The organism is Pseudomonas sp. AC211, assembly GCF_979258055.1.
In genome coordinates this window covers 2251914-2268461 of the sequence record NZ_OZ409830.1, presented here as the reverse complement: position 1 = coordinate 2268461, position 16548 = coordinate 2251914, and the positions used below count along the sequence as shown (strand labels likewise).

General features: G+C 62.0%; 12 protein-coding genes. 7 read left to right on the top strand and 5 right to left on the bottom strand.

The features are described from left to right. Positions 1 to 20 precede the first annotated feature (20 nt). The 3 genes from ACZZZP_RS10755 to ACZZZP_RS10745 form a co-directional block, all read right to left on the bottom strand. Complete coding sequence (locus ACZZZP_RS10755) at positions 21 to 1202, bottom strand: CaiB/BaiF CoA transferase family protein (RefSeq protein ID WP_463382696.1); 1182 nt, start codon at positions 1200 to 1202, stop codon at positions 21 to 23. 55 nt (positions 1203 to 1257) lie between these two features. Beyond that, positions 1258 to 2397: an acyl-CoA dehydrogenase family protein gene (locus ACZZZP_RS10750; protein WP_463382695.1), complete on the bottom strand. Its 1140-nt coding sequence runs from the start codon at positions 2395 to 2397 to the stop codon at positions 1258 to 1260. A gap of 112 nt (positions 2398 to 2509) precedes the next feature. Next, positions 2510 to 2884, bottom strand: a complete 375-nt coding sequence (locus ACZZZP_RS10745; RefSeq protein WP_463382694.1) for a class I SAM-dependent methyltransferase — start codon at positions 2882 to 2884, stop codon at positions 2510 to 2512. A gap of 518 nt (positions 2885 to 3402) precedes the next feature. On the opposite strand from ACZZZP_RS10745, the gene lipA reads away from it, so the two are divergent. The 6 genes from lipA to ACZZZP_RS10715 all read left to right on the top strand — a co-directional run bounded on the left by lipA (position 3403) and on the right by ACZZZP_RS10715 (position 12078). Then, the gene (gene lipA / locus ACZZZP_RS10740) at positions 3403 to 4338 is read left to right on the top strand and encodes a triacylglycerol lipase (RefSeq protein ID WP_122496341.1); all 936 of its coding nucleotides are present in this window, start codon (positions 3403 to 3405) and stop codon (positions 4336 to 4338) included. Positions 4339 to 4398: 60 nt separating this feature from the next. Beyond that, positions 4399 to 5427, top strand: a complete 1029-nt coding sequence (locus tag ACZZZP_RS10735) for a lipase secretion chaperone (protein ID WP_463382693.1) — start codon at positions 4399 to 4401, stop codon at positions 5425 to 5427. A gap of 963 nt (positions 5428 to 6390) precedes the next feature. Then, positions 6391 to 7650 carry an OprD family porin gene (locus ACZZZP_RS10730; protein ID WP_463382692.1) on the top strand — a complete coding sequence of 420 codons (1260 nt, stop codon included), beginning with the start codon at positions 6391 to 6393 and terminating at the stop codon, positions 7648 to 7650. A 137-nt stretch (positions 7651 to 7787) separates the two neighbouring features. Beyond that, entirely contained in the window at positions 7788 to 9179 is a 1392-nt protein-coding gene (locus tag ACZZZP_RS10725; protein WP_122496347.1) for a GntP family permease, read from the top strand. A 49-nt stretch (positions 9180 to 9228) separates the two neighbouring features. After that, positions 9229 to 9999, top strand: coding sequence for a 3-hydroxybutyrate dehydrogenase (locus ACZZZP_RS10720; RefSeq protein ID WP_463382691.1), 771 nt, complete (start codon positions 9229 to 9231; stop codon positions 9997 to 9999). Between the two features lie 123 nt (positions 10000 to 10122). After that, the gene (locus ACZZZP_RS10715; RefSeq protein ID WP_463382690.1) at positions 10123 to 12078 is read left to right on the top strand and encodes an acetoacetate--CoA ligase; all 1956 of its coding nucleotides are present in this window, start codon (positions 10123 to 10125) and stop codon (positions 12076 to 12078) included. Positions 12079 to 12157: 79 nt separating this feature from the next. Here the strand turns inward: ACZZZP_RS10715 and ACZZZP_RS10710 are convergent, their stop codons facing one another. Continuing rightward, positions 12158 to 13333, bottom strand: a complete 1176-nt coding sequence (locus tag ACZZZP_RS10710) for an MFS transporter (RefSeq protein WP_463382689.1) — start codon at positions 13331 to 13333, stop codon at positions 12158 to 12160. A gap of 166 nt (positions 13334 to 13499) precedes the next feature. Between ACZZZP_RS10710 and ACZZZP_RS10705 the strand changes: the two genes are divergently transcribed. Beyond that, entirely contained in the window at positions 13500 to 15860 is a 2361-nt protein-coding gene (locus ACZZZP_RS10705; protein ID WP_463536512.1) for a tetratricopeptide repeat protein, read from the top strand. A 50-nt stretch (positions 15861 to 15910) separates the two neighbouring features. Here the strand turns inward: ACZZZP_RS10705 and ACZZZP_RS10700 are convergent, their stop codons facing one another. After that, positions 15911 to 16546, bottom strand: a complete 636-nt coding sequence (locus ACZZZP_RS10700; RefSeq protein WP_463384693.1) for a trimeric intracellular cation channel family protein — start codon at positions 16544 to 16546, stop codon at positions 15911 to 15913. Positions 16547 to 16548: the final 2 nt, after the last annotated feature.

The window sequence follows — 16548 nt, the reverse complement described above, 5'->3', positions numbered from 1 at the left end:
GCAGCCGACCCATCCTGGGCTTAGGCAATCACTTTGGCGGCGCGCAACGAGGCGATCTGGTCAGCGTCGTAGCCCAACTGCGTCAGCACCTCGGCCGTATGAGCGCCCACCGCCGCCCCCACGTGACGCGGCGCCGGCAAGCCGCCGGAGAATTTGATCGGGCAGGCGATCTGCCGCTGCGCCGGCTTGCCCTCGCGGGGCACCTCGACCACCAGCTCGCGCGCCTGCAACTGCGGATGCTCCACTGCTTCGGCCAGGCTCAGCATCGGCTCGACACAGGCATCCAGGGCAGCGAAGCGCTCGCACCAGTCGGCAAAGTCACGCTGTTCGAATTCCTGCTGAATCTGTGCCTTCAACGCGCGCTGCTGCTCCGGCTTTTGCGACAGCCCGTGTGCCGCCAATTCCGGCCGGCCGATGGCGGCGCACAGCTGCTGCATAAATTGCGGTTCCAGACTGCCGACCGAAAACCAGCGGCCGTCGCGGGTGCGGTAGTAGTCGTAGAAGCTGCCGCCATTGAGCGCCTGGCTTTCCATGGTCGGCGCCTCGCCGCAGGCCAGATAACCGGCGCCGGCCATGGCGTGCAGGCTGAAGATGCAGTCGGTCATGCTGATGTCGACGTGCTGCCCTTCTCCGCTGTGCTGGCGCTGAATCACCGCTGCCAGCAAGCCCATAACCCCGTGCAACGAGCCGCCAGCAATATCCGCGGCCTGAATGCCGAGTGGCAGCGGGCCGCTTTGCAGGCGACCGGTTTGGTCGGCAATGCCAGAAAGCGCGAGGTAGTTGATGTCGTGACCGGCGCGGTCTTTGTACGGGCCGGTCTGGCCGTAGCCGGTGATCGACACGTAAATCAGCTTGGGATTGATCGCCTTCAGCGCCGCGTAGCCCACGCCCAGTTTGTCCATCACGCCGGGGCGAAATTGCTCGAGCACGATGTCGTACTCAAGCACCAGTTGCTTTACCACCTCCACCGCTGCCGCCTGTTTCAGGTCCAGCGCGATGCCGCGTTTGTTGCGGTTGAGGTAAGCGTGGCTGGCCGACACGCCGCCGTCGTGGGGCGGCAATACGCGCACCAGGTCCATGCGCGTCGGCGATTCCACACGCAGCACATCGGCGCCCATGTCGGCGAGCAACAACGAGGCAAATGGGCCTGGCAGCAAGGTGGAGAAATCCAGCACTTTCAATGACGACAGTGGGCCTTTCATCTGGGCTCCTGATTCTTGTTGTTGTGGGTCGGCGTGTTGTGGGGCTGCGGTGCGCTTACAACTTCATGCCACGGCTGATGATCTCTTTCATGATTTCCGAGGTGCCGGCGAATATCCGTTGAATGCGAGCGTTCGCGTACATCTTGCAGATCGGGTATTCCCACATGTAGCCCCAACCGCCGTGCAGCTGCACACCTTCGTCGACCACTTTGCCGAGCAATTCGGTGGTGAACAGTTTGGCTTCGGCGGCGACTTCCGGGGTAAGTTTTTTCTGGTTGTGGTCCATCACGCAGCGGTCGACGAACACCTGGGCCACGTCCACTTGGGTGCGCATTTCGGCAAGTTTGAAGCGGGTGTTTTGAAAGTGCGAAATCGGTCGGTCGAAGGCTTTGCGTTCTTTCACGTAGTCGATGGTCACTTGCAGCGCCGCTTCGGCACCGCCGACGGCGCCACAGGCGTTGGTCAGGCGTTCCTGGGCGAGCATGTTCATCAGATAGAAGAAGCCGCCTTTGGCGTCGCCCAGCAGGTTTTCTTTCGGCACTTTGACGTTGTTGAAGAACAGCTCGGCGGTGTCCTGGCTTTTCATGCCGAGTTTCTTCAGATTGCGGCCGCGCTCGAAACCTTCCATGCCGCGCTCGACCAGGAACAGGCCCATGGCGTGTTTGTTGGCCGGATCGGTTTTGGCCGCGACGATCACCACGTCCGCGAGCAGGCCGTTGGAGATAAACACTTTCGAGCCGTTGAGCTCAAAGTGGTCGCCCTTGTCCACGGCCGTGGTGCGCATACCGGCCAGGTCGGAGCCGGCGCTGGGTTCGGTCATGGCCACGGCGAGAATGCTTTCGCCGCGAATGATCGCCGGCAGGAAACGCGCTTTTTGTTCGGCGTTGCCGTAATCGGCGATGTACGGGCCACAGAGCGCCGAGTGCAGCGGCAGCATAAAACCGGCCTCGTTAATGTTGGCCAATTCCTCGCACATGATTTGCTCGTAGCGGAAATCTTTCAGACCGCTGCCGCCGTATTCCTCATCGGCCCAGGGCAGCAGAAAACCCATCTCACCCGCCTTTAGCCACACCTCGCGGCTGACCACGCCGGCCTCTTCCCAGGCGTCCTGGTGGGGCACCACTTCTTTTTGCAAGAACGCGCGGAAAGCCTCGCGGAACATATTGTGTTCGGTTTCGAAATGGATGCGTTGCATGACGGTTCCCTGTGCAATTGGTCGTCACGCAGGGTAGGCGCCGCGTGGCGACGGCCTCAATGACGCAAGTGCTCAGGGGCGGTTGACGGAATCGGTCAGCGTCCCAAAACCGTCAACGCCGGGTTATCAACCCTTGCCGCGCCACGCGCACTAACTCGCGCACACAGCTTTCAAGGTTCGCTGCACTCGGCGCCTGCACCACGGCCAGGTCAAAGCTGTCGCGGGCAAAGCGTTGCAACGACTCATCGTCGCCCACGAACTGAATCAGAAACGTGCGAGGCGCGCCCCAGCGTTTCGGCCAGCCTTCGAGGTAGCGCAGCAAGGTGGGCTGGTGGCTGCCGCCGAGCAAGATTTTCGGGTTGCGCAAGGCAAGGCCGCTGGTGATGGGCGCCAGACGTATCAGGGGACGAAGCGTAAGCGAGGCAGCAACGGGCGACGGCGCAGGGGCCAGGGAATCGGGGGAAGTCAGGACGGTGTGGGCGTTCATGTACGGGTCTCTCGCCTCAGAAGCTCCGCAGGCAGCGGTGAGAGGCAACACCGAACCAGCGCTTTAGCGGTATTTCGAAGCCGGCGTTGAGACCTGGTCTTCGGGGAGCGCCCCGCAAGTAGCTGTTTAAATCGGCGCTGGCGGCAATCCTAGGGAAGCGGCAGGCGGGCTGTCAACCCTGGAGTGGCGGGCGCTGCCAACCCATCCTTTGGTTAGGTGAGGCGCTTTAGTGCCCCGTCCGTTTGGCGCATTCGGACCGCTGGCGGGGAACGCGTGGCGTTAAAAGTGGCCAAACACCGCGCCCGCCGTTTCAGGCAGTAACAGGGGAAACAGCGCAAATTGTCGGACAAAACGCGCAAATAAGCGGCAAAACGCTGAAATAGAGCGACTTCACCCGTTTCGCCTGTAGTGGCATGAATCCTGTACTACCGCTCCGGCTGCTGTACGCGCCTTGGATGGGCGTGGGGGCCTGCCCTGGATGGCGACACTTGCCTATTTCATCCCTTGCGAGAGCGCATATGAACAACAATAAAACTCTGCTCGCCCTCTGCCTTGCTTCTGGTTTGCTGATTTCGAACCAGGCCGACGCAGCGTCATCCGGTTACACCCAGACCAAGTACCCGGTGGTGCTGGCCCACGGCATGCTCGGTTTCGACAGCATTCTTGGCGTGGATTATTGGTACGGCATTCCTTCGGCGCTACGCAGCGACGGCGCCAAGGTGTACATCACTGAAGTGAGCCAGCTCGACACCTCGGAAAAACGCGGTGAACAACTGCTCGACCAGGTGGAAGAAATTGTCGCCATCAGCGGCAAGCCGAAAGTGAACCTGATCGGCCACAGCCACGGCGGCCCGACCATCCGCTACGTTGCTGCCGTTCGCCCGGATCTGGTGGCCTCGGCAACCAGCGTTGGCGCCCCGCACAAAGGTTCGGCCACGGCCGATTTCTTGCGTCAGATTCCGCCAGGCTCTGCTGGTGAAGCCGTGGTTGCCGGCATCGTCAACGGCCTCGGCGCACTGATCAACTTCCTCTCGGCCAGTTCCAGCACCACGCCGCAAAACGCGTTGGGCAGCCTGGAATCGTTGAACTCGGCCGGTGCGGCGCGTTTCAACGCCAAGTACCCGCAAGGCATTCCCACCAGCGCCTGTGGCGAAGGCGCCTACAGCGTCAACGGCGTGCGCTACTACTCGTGGGGCGGTACCAGCCCGCTGACCAACGTGCTCGACCCCAGCGACCTGTTGCTCGGCGCGTCGTCGGTGACCTTTGGCACCACCGCCAACGACGGCTTGGTCGGCCGTTGCAGCTCGCACCTGGGCCAGGTGATTCGCGACAACTACCGCATGAACCACCTCGACGAGGTTAACCAGACCTTCGGCCTCACCAGCCTGTTCGAGACCGACCCCGTGACCGTGTACCGCCAGCAAGCCAACCGCTTGAAAAACGTCGGCCTGTAACGGTGTAAACAGCCGGGCCCGCTGAGGGTCCGGCTTATGGCCTTGCGTGGAGCGAACAACGTGAAAAAACTGCTGCTGTTATTGCCCATCTCCTTCGCCATTTGTGTGGCGGTCATGCTGTACCTGCACCCGCTGGACACCCCGGCTGAAAGCCCGGTGGCGGCCACCGCCAAAGCGCCCAGCACCACGCCCAAAATCCCTGGCAACGCGCCAGCTGAACAGCTGACCACCCAAGTCGCCACCCTGCCCGCCACGCTCGCCCCACTGCCGCCCTCCTTCAAAGGCACGCAGGTGGATGGCAGCTTCCAGGTCGATGGCGCCGGCAATCTGCTGATTACGGCCGACATCCGCCGCATCTTCGATTACTTCCTCAGCGCCTATGGCGAGGAGTCGCTGCAAGACAGCGTCAAACGCCTGCGCGCCTATATCGCCAGCCAACTGCCGCAGCCCGCGCAGGAACAGGCGCAAGCGCTGCTCAGCCAATACATCGACTACAAACGCGAGCTGGTGCTGCTCGAACGCGACCTGCCGCAAATGGCCAACCTCGACGCCCTGCGCAACCGTGAAAGCGCGGTGCAAGCCTTGCGCGCCCGGTTGTTCACCGCCGAAGCCCACCAGGCCTTTTTCGGCAACGAAGAGGCCTACAACCAGTTCACCCTGCAACGCCTGGCCATTCAACACGACGACAAACTGGACGCCGCCGCCAAAGGCGCAGCCATGGACCAACTGCGCGCCGGCCTGCCCGAAGAGTTGCAAGAAAGCGTGCTGCCGCAGCTGCAAAGCGAGCTGCACGCACAAACCGAACAACTGCGCGCGCAAGGCGCCAGTGCCGAGCAGGTCCGCGCGTTGCGTCAGCAACTGGTTGGCGCCGAAGCCACCACGCGCCTGGAAGCGCTGGATCAGCAGCGTGCGGGATGGAAGCAGCGCATTGCCGCGTTTGCTGCCAGCAAGGCGCAGATTGAAGGGCAGAATGGCTTGAGTGATGGCGATAAACAGACGGCGATTCAGCGGCTGGCTGATGAGCAATTTAATGAGAACGAGCGGTTGAGGTTGGATGCGGCGTTGGAGATGGCGGCGGATAAGTCTTGATTGGTTAGGGTTGTTTTCCGTTACTTTCTTTGCAGAGGCTCTTGCTGCTGACGATGTCCCCTTCGCGAGCCTGGATCCCGAATCGTCGGACCGCCGCGTGCGCGAGGATGACGGATGTTTGATAGCGATTAGTGCGTTATTGCGAGATCAGCGTTAACTCAGGACGGTAAAAAACCACCGTCATCCTCGCGAAAGCGGGGATCCAGAATCTTGCGTCGAGCACGGTTTTCGCCGTTCTTGGCTCGGTATCTGGCGATGAGGTTGTTCCGCCTGCCGCGTTAAATCCGAAATTCTGGATTCCCGCCTGCGCGGGAATGACGGGGTTGGTTGGCGACCAGCGGAGCCTCTACAGATCAGTGTTAACTCAGAACGGTAAAAAACCACCGTCATCCTCGCGCACGCGGGGATCCAGAGTCTTCCGTCGAGCACGGTTTTCGCCGTTCTTGGTTCCGTACTAGCGGTGAGGTGTTCCGCCTGCCGCGTTAAATCCGAAACTCTGGATCCCCGCCTTCGCGAGGATGACGGATGTTTGGTAGCGATTAGTGCGTTAACGGAGAGTACAAAAACCCCACCGTCATCCTCGCGCAGGCGGCGGTCCGACGATTCGGGATCCAGAATGCCCCGTCGAACACCACGTTCCGCCTCGAAACCGCCCTAACAATCTCAAAACATAGACACCATCCCAAACCAGAGACTCACCCTCCTCCCCCTAAACCCCGCAGCAAACCTACCCCACCCCGTCTCCCTTCCGAGACACCGCAACCCATAAGCCCCCACCAAAAAATCATCTTTCCCTTACATATCAATCCCTTAAACACCCTGGCACACATCTCGCTATAGCACCCTCCGCGGCAATGACCGCGCCGAAAAACAACAACAAAAACGTCGCACGCTATGTGAGCAGTTTCCCCAGGACGCCTCGGCATCGTCCATGATCACGCAGGTGCAGCCAGGAGATTTGCCATGAGCTATCCGCTCAGCCCCGCCTTTGCGCTCGCCGCCCTCGGCACCGGTTTAGGTCTTGCAGGCCAGGCACACGCCGACTTCGTCAAAGACAGCAAAGCCACCCTCGAACTGCGCAATTTCTATTTCAACCGTGATTTCCGCCAAGACAATGCTGCCCAGTCCAAGCAAGACGAATGGGCGCAGGGGTTTCTGCTGCGCTATGAGTCGGGCTACACCGACGGCACCATTGGCGTTGGCGTCGATGCCATCGGCCTGTTGGGCCTCAAGCTCGATTCCAGCCCTGATCGCGCCGGTTCCGGTTTGCTGCCCAGAGGGCGCAGCGCGCCCCGTGAGGCGGCGGACGATTACAGCGAACTGGGCCTGACCGCGAAATTGAAAGTGTCCAAAAGCGTGCTCAAGGTCGGCACCTTGCTGCCCAAACTACCGACCACCCTGGCCAACGACTCGCGCCTGCTGCCGCAGACGTTCCAGGGCGCGCACCTCAACTCCACTGAATTCGCCGGTTTGACCGTCGATGCTGGGCGTTTCACTCAGGTCAGCCTGCGCGACTCCGCCAACAGCGAGGACATGACCGTCACCTCCGGCAGCGCGCGCGGCATTGTTGCCAGTACCACCAGTGATGAGTTCGACTTCGCCGGCCTCAGCTACAAGTGGAACGACCAACTCACCACCGGCTACAACTACGGCAAGCTCGACAACCTCTACAACCAGCACTTGGTCAACCTCACCCACGTACTGGCCATCAGCGCCAACCAGTCGTTTAAAACCGACCTGCGCTACGGCCGTTCGGACGATGACGGGCGCAGCAACGTCGACAACCGCGCCCTCGGCGCCCTGTTCACGTACAGCCTGGGCGGCCATGCGTTTGGCTTGGGGTATCAGAAAATGAGCGGCGACACGGGCTTTGCCTACATCGGCGGCACCGATGCGTTTTTGGTCAACTTCGTGCAAATCGGCGATTTCGCCAACGCCGACGAACGCTCCTGGCAGGCCCGCTACGATTACAACTTTGCCGCGCTCGGCGTGCCCGGCCTGACCTTTATGACCCGCTACCTGAGCGGCGACAACATCACCCTGGCCAGCGGTAACGAAGGCAAGGAATTGGAGCGCAACACCGATATCGGCTACGTGATCCAGGACGGCCCGCTGAAAAACCTCGGGGTGAAATGGCGTAACGCAACCCTGCGCTCGACTAACTTTGGCAACGACCTGGACGAAAACCGGCTGATCCTCAGCTACAGCTTGGCGCTGTGGTGATGGCTGATGACAGTAATAAGCGTGGCTGAAAATGCGGCGAATCAATCGCCGCTTCGCTACTCCATACAGCACGGCTTCAATCAATAACAACAATGACCCACGGGCGGCCACCCCGCCCGATTTCAGGAGATCGCTACATGAGTGTGATCATCGCCCTCGCCGCTTTAGCCTTGCTGATGCTCGCGGCTTATCGCGGCTACAGCGTCATTCTGTTTGCGCCCATCGCGGCCTTGGGCGCGGTGTTGCTCACCGACCCGTCTGCGGTGGCGCCCGCCTTTACCGGCGTGTTCATGGAAAAAATGGTCGGCTTCGTCAAACTGTACTTCCCGGTATTTCTGCTCGGCGCGGTGTTCGGCAAGCTGATCGAGCTGTCGGGCTTCTCGCGTTCCATTGTCGCCGCGGCCATTCGCTTGCTGGGTACGCGCCAGGCCATGTTGGTGATCGTGCTGGTGTGCGCCTTGCTCACTTACGGCGGTGTGTCGCTGTTTGTGGTGGTGTTTGCGGTGTATCCGTTTGCGGCGGAAATGTTCCGCCAAAGCGACATTCCCAAACGCCTGATTCCGGCCACCATCGCCCTTGGCGCGTTCAGTTTCACCATGGACGCCCTGCCCGGCACGCCGCAAATCCAGAACATCATCCCCACCACGTTTTTCGGCACCACCTCGTGGGCCGCGCCGTGGCTGGGACTGACCGGCACGGTGTTCGTGTTTATCGTCGGCATGCTGTACCTGCGCCGCCAGTTGCGCAAAGCCAAGGCCAACGGCGAAGGCTACGGCACCGAGCTGCGCAATGAGCCGGAAACCGCCGAAGACATCGCCTTGCCCAACCCTTGGCTGGCGCTGTCGCCACTGATTCTGGTGGGCGTCGCCAACTTGCTGTTCACCCGCTGGATTCCCGAGCTGTACGGCAAAACCCATACCCTGCAATTGGCCGGCATGGCGCAGCCGGTGACCAGCGAGGTGGCCAAGCTCACCGGCATCTGGGCCGTTCAGGCCGCGCTGCTGTTGGGCATTTTGCTGGTGTTGATCTGCGGCTTCCGCGCCATTCGCAGCAAGCTGGCCGAGGGCACCAAAACGGCGGTGGGCGGCGCGTTGCTAGCGTCGATGAACACCGCGTCGGAATACGGCTTTGGCGCCGTTATCGCCTCGCTGCCGGGCTTTCTGGTACTGGCCGATGCGCTGAAAACCATCCCCAATCCGCTGGTGAACGAGGCCGTCACGGTGACCTTGCTGGCGGGTATTACCGGGTCGGCGTCGGGCGGCATGAGCATCGCCTTGGCGGCGATGTCGCAGAGCTTCATCGAAGCGGCCAATGCCGCGAACATTCCGTTGGAAGTGCTGCACCGCGTCGCCGCCATGGCCAGTGGCGGCATGGACACCCTGCCGCACAACGGCGCCGTAATCACCTTGCTGGCCGTAACCGGCCTGACGCACCGCGAGGCGTACAAAGACATTTTCGGCATCACCATTATCAAAACCCTCGCTGTGTTCGTGGTCATCGGCACCTTCTACGCCACGGGCATCGTTTAACCGTTTGAACCCACCTGGCGGGCCCCGCTCGCCAGACAAGGAGAGATGTATGAGTCTGCACGGCAAAACTGCGTTGGTTACCGGTTCCACCAGTGGCATCGGGCTGGGTATCGCCCTGGTGCTGGCCAAGGCCGGGGCCAACCTGGTGCTCAATGGTTTTGGCGACGCCAAGGCCGCCATTGATGAAGTGGCGGCCTTTGGTGGCAAGGTTGGGCATCACCCGGCTGATGTCTCGAAGGTGGCCGACATCGAAGACCTTGTTGCCTACGCCGAGCGCGAATTCGGCGGCATCGACATTCTGGTCAACAACGCCGGTATTCAGCACGTGGCGCCGGTTGAGGAATTCCCGGTCGAACGCTGGGACGCGATCATTGCCATCAACCTCACCTCGGCGTTTCACACCACTCGCCTGACCTTGCCGGGTATGCGCGCGCGCAATTGGGGGCGGATCATCAACATCGCCTCGGCCCACGGCCTGGCTGCTTCTGCGGGTAAAAGCGCCTACGTCGCCGCCAAACACGGCCTGGTCGGCCTGACCAAAAGCGTGGCGCTGGAAACGGCCACCACGGGCGTGACCTGCAACGCCATCTGCCCCGGCTGGGTGTTGACGCCCCTGGTGCAAAAGCAGATCGATGACCGCGCGCTGGCCACGGGCGATGCGCAACAGGCGCGCCACGATTTGCTCGCCGAAAAGCAGCCGTCGCTGGATTTCGTCACGCCAGAGCAATTGGGTGAGTTGGCCCTATTTCTGTGCAGCGACGCGGCGGTGCAAGTACGCGGTGCCGCATGGAATATGGATGGCGGTTGGCTGGCCCGCTAAGCGCAAACCGATGGAACCGCAGCGGCGTGGCGGCGTCCACGGTTCTGGTGGAAGACGCTTTGGCATCACGCGTTGGCAACTTCCATCGGCATAATGATTCACCGCTCAGCCAAGGACATCGCCATGACCCAGCCGCTATGGACGCCCTCGCCCGACCGCATCGCCGCGACACGAATGGATGCGTTCCGCCGCTTTATCAATCAGCGCCACGGGCTCTCGCTGACCGACTACCCGCAGCTGCACGCCTGGAGCGTGGAAGACCGGGAAGGCTTTTGGCAGGCCATCGTCGATTTCTTCGAGGTGCAGTTCAACACGGCGCCCACGGCGGTGCTGGAAGAAGGCCCGCACATGCCGGACGCGCGCTGGTTTCCCGGCGCGACCCTGAACTTTGCCGAGCACCTGCTGCGCCGCCGCGACGCGCACCCGGCGCTGGTGGCCGTGAGCGAAAATGGCACGCACGAGGAACTGAGTTACCGCGAGCTGGCGGCCCAAGTGGCGGGCCTGCAACAAGCGCTGGCCAAGGCTGGCGTGGGCCAGGGTGATCGGGTGGCGGCGATGATGCCCAACACCTGGCAAACGGTGGTCGGCATGTTGGCTACCACCAGCCTGGGCGCGACGTGGTCGTGCTGCTCGCCAGACTTCGGCACACAGGGCGTAATCGATCGCTTCGGCCAAATTGAGCCCAAAGTGCTGATCGCCGCCGGCGGTTACCAGTACGCCGGCAAAGACAACGACCAGACCGCCAAGCTCAACGAAATTCTCGCCCAGATGCCCACCTTGCAGCAGTTGATCGTGGTGCCATACACGCAAACGCACGCGCGCCGTGAGGACTACGAGAGCAGCGCCAAGGTGGCGCTCTGGAACGAGTTCTTCACGCCGGGCGGCGAACCGCAGTTCACCCCCGTGGCGTTCGATCACCCGCTGTACATTCTCTATTCGAGCGGCACCACCGGCGTGCCCAAATGCATCGTCCATGGCACCGGCGGCGTGCTGCTGCAGCACCTCAAAGAACACGGCTTGCACACCGACCTCAGCCGCGACGACACGCTGTTCTACTACACCACCTGCGGCTGGATGATGTGGAACTGGCTGGTGTCCGGCTTGGCAATTGGCGCGACGGTGGTGCTGTACGACGGCTCGCCTTTCCAGCCGGGGCCGGAGCGCTTGATGGACCTGATCGACGCCGAGCGCATCAGCGTGTTCGGCACCAGTGCCAAGTACCTGGCGGCGCTGGAAAAGGCCGGCGTCGAGCCCAACAAAAGTCACCAACTAAGCGCGCTGAAGGGACTGCTTTCGACGGGCTCGCCGCTGTCCCATGAAAGCTTCGACTATGTGTATCGGGCCATTAAACCGGACGTGTGCTTGTCTTCGATTTCGGGTGGCACCGACATCGTCTCCTGCTTTGTACTGGGCAACCCTGTGTTGCCGGTGTACCGCGGCGAGCTGCAATGCAAAGGCCTGGGCATGGCGGTCGAGGTGTGGAGCGACGACGGCCAGTCGGTGATTGGCGAGAAAGGCGAGCTGGTGTGCAGCCGGCACTTCCCGAGCATGCCCGTGGGTTTCTGGAACGACCCGGACGGCGAGAAATTCAAAGCCGCCTACTTCGACACTTTCCCCGGCGTGTGGGCCCATGGCGACTACGCCGAAGAAACGCCCCACGGCAGCGTGATCATTCACGGCCGCTCCGACGCCGTGCTTAATCCCGGCGGCGTGCGCATCGGCACGGCGGAAATCTACCGTCAGGTGGAAAAGATCGAAGAGGTTCTGGAATCCATCGCCATCGGCCAGCAATGGCAAGGCGACGTGCGCGTGGTGCTGTTCGTGCGGTTACGCGAGGGCGTAACGCTGGACGAGGATTTAAAACAGCGCATCTGCCAGGTGATTCGCGACAACACCACCAACCGCCACGTGCCGGCGAAGGTCATTGCCGTGGCGGATATTCCGCGCACCATCAGCGGCAAGATCGTTGAATTGGCCGTGCGCAATGTGGTGCATGGCCAGCCGGTGAAAAACACCGATGCGCTGGCCAATCCCGAAGCGTTAGCGCTGTTTGAAGGGTTGGACGAATTGCAGAACTGATCACAGGCCGGGTTGGCCTACGTAGGTTGGGTTGAGCCAAAAGCGAAGCCCAACAATCCCAACCCCTCCAACAACCCGATCACGCCACCCGCCGCTCGCCCCGCCAGAAAATCGCCAACGCCAGCAACGGCAACACGCTGCCTACGATGACAATCCACAGCCAGCCGCCATGGTCAAACAAGGCGCTGGCCAAGGACGAGCCCAGCGCGCCGCCGATAAAAATCGCCGTCATGTACAAGGCGTTCAGCCGTCCACGACTGGCAGCGTCCAAGGCGTAAACCGCGCGTTGGCCGAGCACCATGTTCATCTGCACGCAGAAATCCAGCACCACGCCGGTCACCGCCAAGGCGATCACCGTATTGCTGGGCGGCACAAAAGCCGGCAGAAAACACAGCATCGCCAACAGCAAGGCCAGCCGCGTGGTCACCCGCGTGTGGCCGGCATCGGCCAGGCGCCCGGCAATCGGCGCGGCGATGGCACCAATGGCCCCCACCAGCGCAAACAAGGCGATCTGCGTTTGCGACAGGCCATGGTTACGCGCCAGTTCCAGCGGCACGGCGGTCCAGAACAGGCTGAACGCGCCGAACATGCAGCCTTGCATCAAGGCGCGCTGGCGCAGCACCGGTTCGCGCTTGAACAGCGCGCCCAACGACAGCAGCAATTGACCGTAAGTGGCGCGATGTTCGGGCTGACGGGCCGGCATGGTGGTCGCCAGAATCACCACAATTACCGTCATGACCGCAGCAGCGACGAGAAACACCGCGCGCCAGCCAAAGTGGTCGGCGATCAAGCTGGAGATTGGCCGAGCCAGCAAAATGCCCAGCAGCAAACCACCCATGATGCCGCCCACCACACGGCCGCGAGATTCCTCTGCCGCCAAGTGCGCCGCCAACGGAATAAGGATCTGCACCGACACCGAGCTCAGGCCAATCAACAGCGACACCAGCAAAAACGCATGGGGCTGGGTGGTAAATGCCGCCGCCAACAGACTGCCCACTGAAACCAACGCGGTGACGATCATGAGCCGGCGGTTTTCAAGCAAATCGCCCAGCGGCACCAGAAACAACATGCCCAGTGCGTAGCCGACCTGAGTCAGCGACACGATCAGGCTGGCGGCGGTGGTGGAAATACCAATGTCCGGCGCGATCAGTTCGATGATCGGCTGGGAGTAATAGATGTTCGCCACGATCACGCCGCAGCAAAAGGCAAACAGCAGCACCATGCCACGGGTCATGGTCAGGTTGGTGGGGCTCATGGAAGGCTCAATTAGAACAGCGGAAAAGGTGCGTTAGCGTACGGGAAATTGCCCAAGCGGAAAATCTGCTTAGGAAGCTATTTATCGATGGGTTTGACAGCCCCGCCCGACTCACTGAAGCTGCATGCCACTGTGATACGCGCGCGTTAAAACAACGGAAGTTTGCATGCCGAAGTACCCGAACAAACGTCCTCCCCCTACCCTGCCTTCAGGCCCCGATGCCCCTGCCCGTCCGCTCGCGCTGATCATTTTTGCCGTCATTTTGCTGGTTACACTGCCCATCTGGCTTTATCGCCAACACGCCACCGCCCCCGTCGCGCCAGACACGGTATCGCCCGCCGCGCTGAGCAGCGAAAAGGCACTACCGCCCGCCTCGTTTGTCGATGAAGGGCAATGCCAGAGCTGCCACGGCGAACAAAGCAACGCCTGGAGCGGTTCCCATCATCAGATGGCCATGCTGCCGGCCAGCGCCGAACATGTTCGCGGCAATTTCAACAACGCCACCTTTACCGGGGAAGCGGAAACCAGCCGCTTTACCCAGCGCGACGGCGCATTCTGGATCAACACGCCAGGCCCCGATGGCAAGCCCGCCGACTTCAAAGTGGCCTACACCTTTGGCGTCGAGCCGTTGCAGCAATACCTGCTGGAAATGCCCGGCGGCCGCCTTCAGGCCTCCGGCGTGGCGTGGGATACGCAGAAGCACCGGTGGTTCGAGTTGTACCCCGGCGAGAAGATGAATTTCCGCGACGATCTGCACTGGAGCAAAGCGGCGCAGAACGCCAACTTCATGTGCGTGGACTGCCACACCACCGGTTTCAAACGCAACTTCAACCCCACCACGGACACCTTCGCCAGCACCTGGAACAACCTCGGCGTCGGCTGCCAGAGCTGCCATGGGCCGGCGTCGCGCCATCTGGAATGGAGCGCGGGGAAAAACCTCAACAAGCAGCAACCCGATAAAGGCTTTGGTGTAGCACTGGGCAGCCGCGACGCCATTGCCCAGGTGGAAACCTGCGGCCGCTGTCATTCCCGTCGGGCGCCCTTGGGCGATGGCGACACCGCGAGCACACGGCTCATGGATGACTACGTGCCGGCCAACCTGACGGCCGAGCTGTATCAGGTCGACGGCAAGATCAAAGACGAAGTGTTCGAGTACGGCTCCTTTGCCCAGAGCAAAATGTTCAGCAAAGGCGTGACCTGCACCGATTGCCACAACCCCCACAGCAACCAGCTCAAAGCGCCCGGCAACGGTGTGTGTCTGCAATGCCACAACACCGCCGGCAAGGCCTCGCGGGCCGGCATCGACGCGGCGGATTTGAAAGCGAAGAACTACGAAGCGCCGGAGCACACCAAACACAAAACCGGGCAGCCAGGCTCCAACTGCGTGGATTGCCATATGCCCGGCAAGCTCTACATGGTCAACGACTACCGCCACGACCACAGCCTGAGCATTCCCGACCCGGCGCAATCGGCCAGGCTCGGCAGCACCGATGCCTGTGCCGCCTGCCACACCACCGCAACCAGCAAGATCGCCGAGCAATTCAAGGTTTGGTATGGCAGCACGCCGGTCAAAGACGGCGGCTATGGCGACGCCATTTTCGCCGCGCGGCATGGCTCGCCGGGAGCGGCGCGCATGCTGATGCAGCAACTGGCACGTTCCGACCTCCCTGCCATTCGCCGCGCCACCGTGCTGACCCAATTGCCCACCTATCCGAGTCAGCGCGCCCTGGACCAGGCAGTTATCGCCCTCAACCACGCGGACCCGCAAGTGCGCGCGGCGGCGGTTGAAGCGGTGGCGCGAATGGGCTCGGTCGAACAGCAAGTGCGCCTGCTCAGCCCGCGTTTGAGCGACCCGGTGCGCGCCGTGCGCTTTGCTGCCGCGTCGCAACTGGCCAACGTGCCGGCCGCACAACGCGCTGCCATCGATAGCGCCTGGCAGCCGGTCATCAAAGACTATGAAGCGTCTCAGCAGACGCTGCGCGACCGCGCCGAAGCCAATTTCAACCTGGCGCTGCTTTATCAGAACACGGGCCGTGGCGGGCAATCCGAAGCCGCCTTGCGCGAGGCCCTGCGACGTAACCCGGACTTCCTGCCCGCCGTGGTCAGTCTGGCGCAATTGCTCGATGCTCAAGGGCAGCATGCCGCCGCGTTGCTACTGCTGAACGAAGCCATAACCCGGCACCCCGAAGCCGGGTTGCTGCAACACAGCCTTGGCCTGGCGCTGATTCGCGCAGGCGACCGTGAGAACGCCATGGCGGCGTTGGCCAAAGCCGCCGAGCTGAACCCACAAGACCCGCAATTCAGCTACGTGTACGCCATCGCCCTGCACGACACCGGCAAACCGGAGCAGGCGCGTAACCAGCTCGAAGCCTTGCTCAAGCGTCAGCCCGAGAACCGCAACGCCCGTCTGGCGTTGATCAGTTATTGGCACGAAGCCGGGCAGCCGCAGAAAGTACAAGTGCTGCAAGCGGAGCTTGAACAGCAGAATCCGGATGATCCGGAGCTGCAGACGGCGCCCAATCGGTGAACGTGGGGAGTTCGTAAGGTCCTGGGCTGGGTCGTGGGTTTGCCTGCGGATTAACGCGGGTGTTTGCGCCGGTCCATCAGTTGGAAACGCGGTAGCGCCAAACCCCAGTAGATAGCGGCGATGCGCGTCACCAACACCACGAGCATCGCCACGCCCGTTGCCGCCCAATGTCCGGCGCCCAGGTTCAGCAGCGCGATAAATACCAGCGAACCGGCGATGCACGCGGTGGCGTACACCTCTTTTTGGAAGATCAGCGGAATCTGGTTGCACAGCACGTCGCGCAGCACGCCGCCGGCCACGCCGGTCATCACGCCCATGATTACCGCCGAACTGGTCGGCACGCCGTGGCGCATGGCCACTTCGGTGCCAATCACGGTAAACACCGCCAAGCCAAAGGCATCGGCAATCAACAGGGCCTTTTCCGGCAGCGGCTTGATAAAACGCGCCCACAGCACCGTGCCGAGGGCGCCCAGCGAGGCGACGAGCAAGTACAGCTCGTTGCCGATCCAGCTCACCGGGTGGTTGTCCAGGATCAGGTCGCGCAGCGTGCCGCCGCCTAACGACGTCACCAGCGCAATCACCAGCACGCCGAACAGGTCCATGGCATTGCGCCCGGCCATCAACGCGCCGGTGACGGCGAACACGGCGACGCCGAACAGGTCACTGAGGTAGAACAGCGTTTCGATAC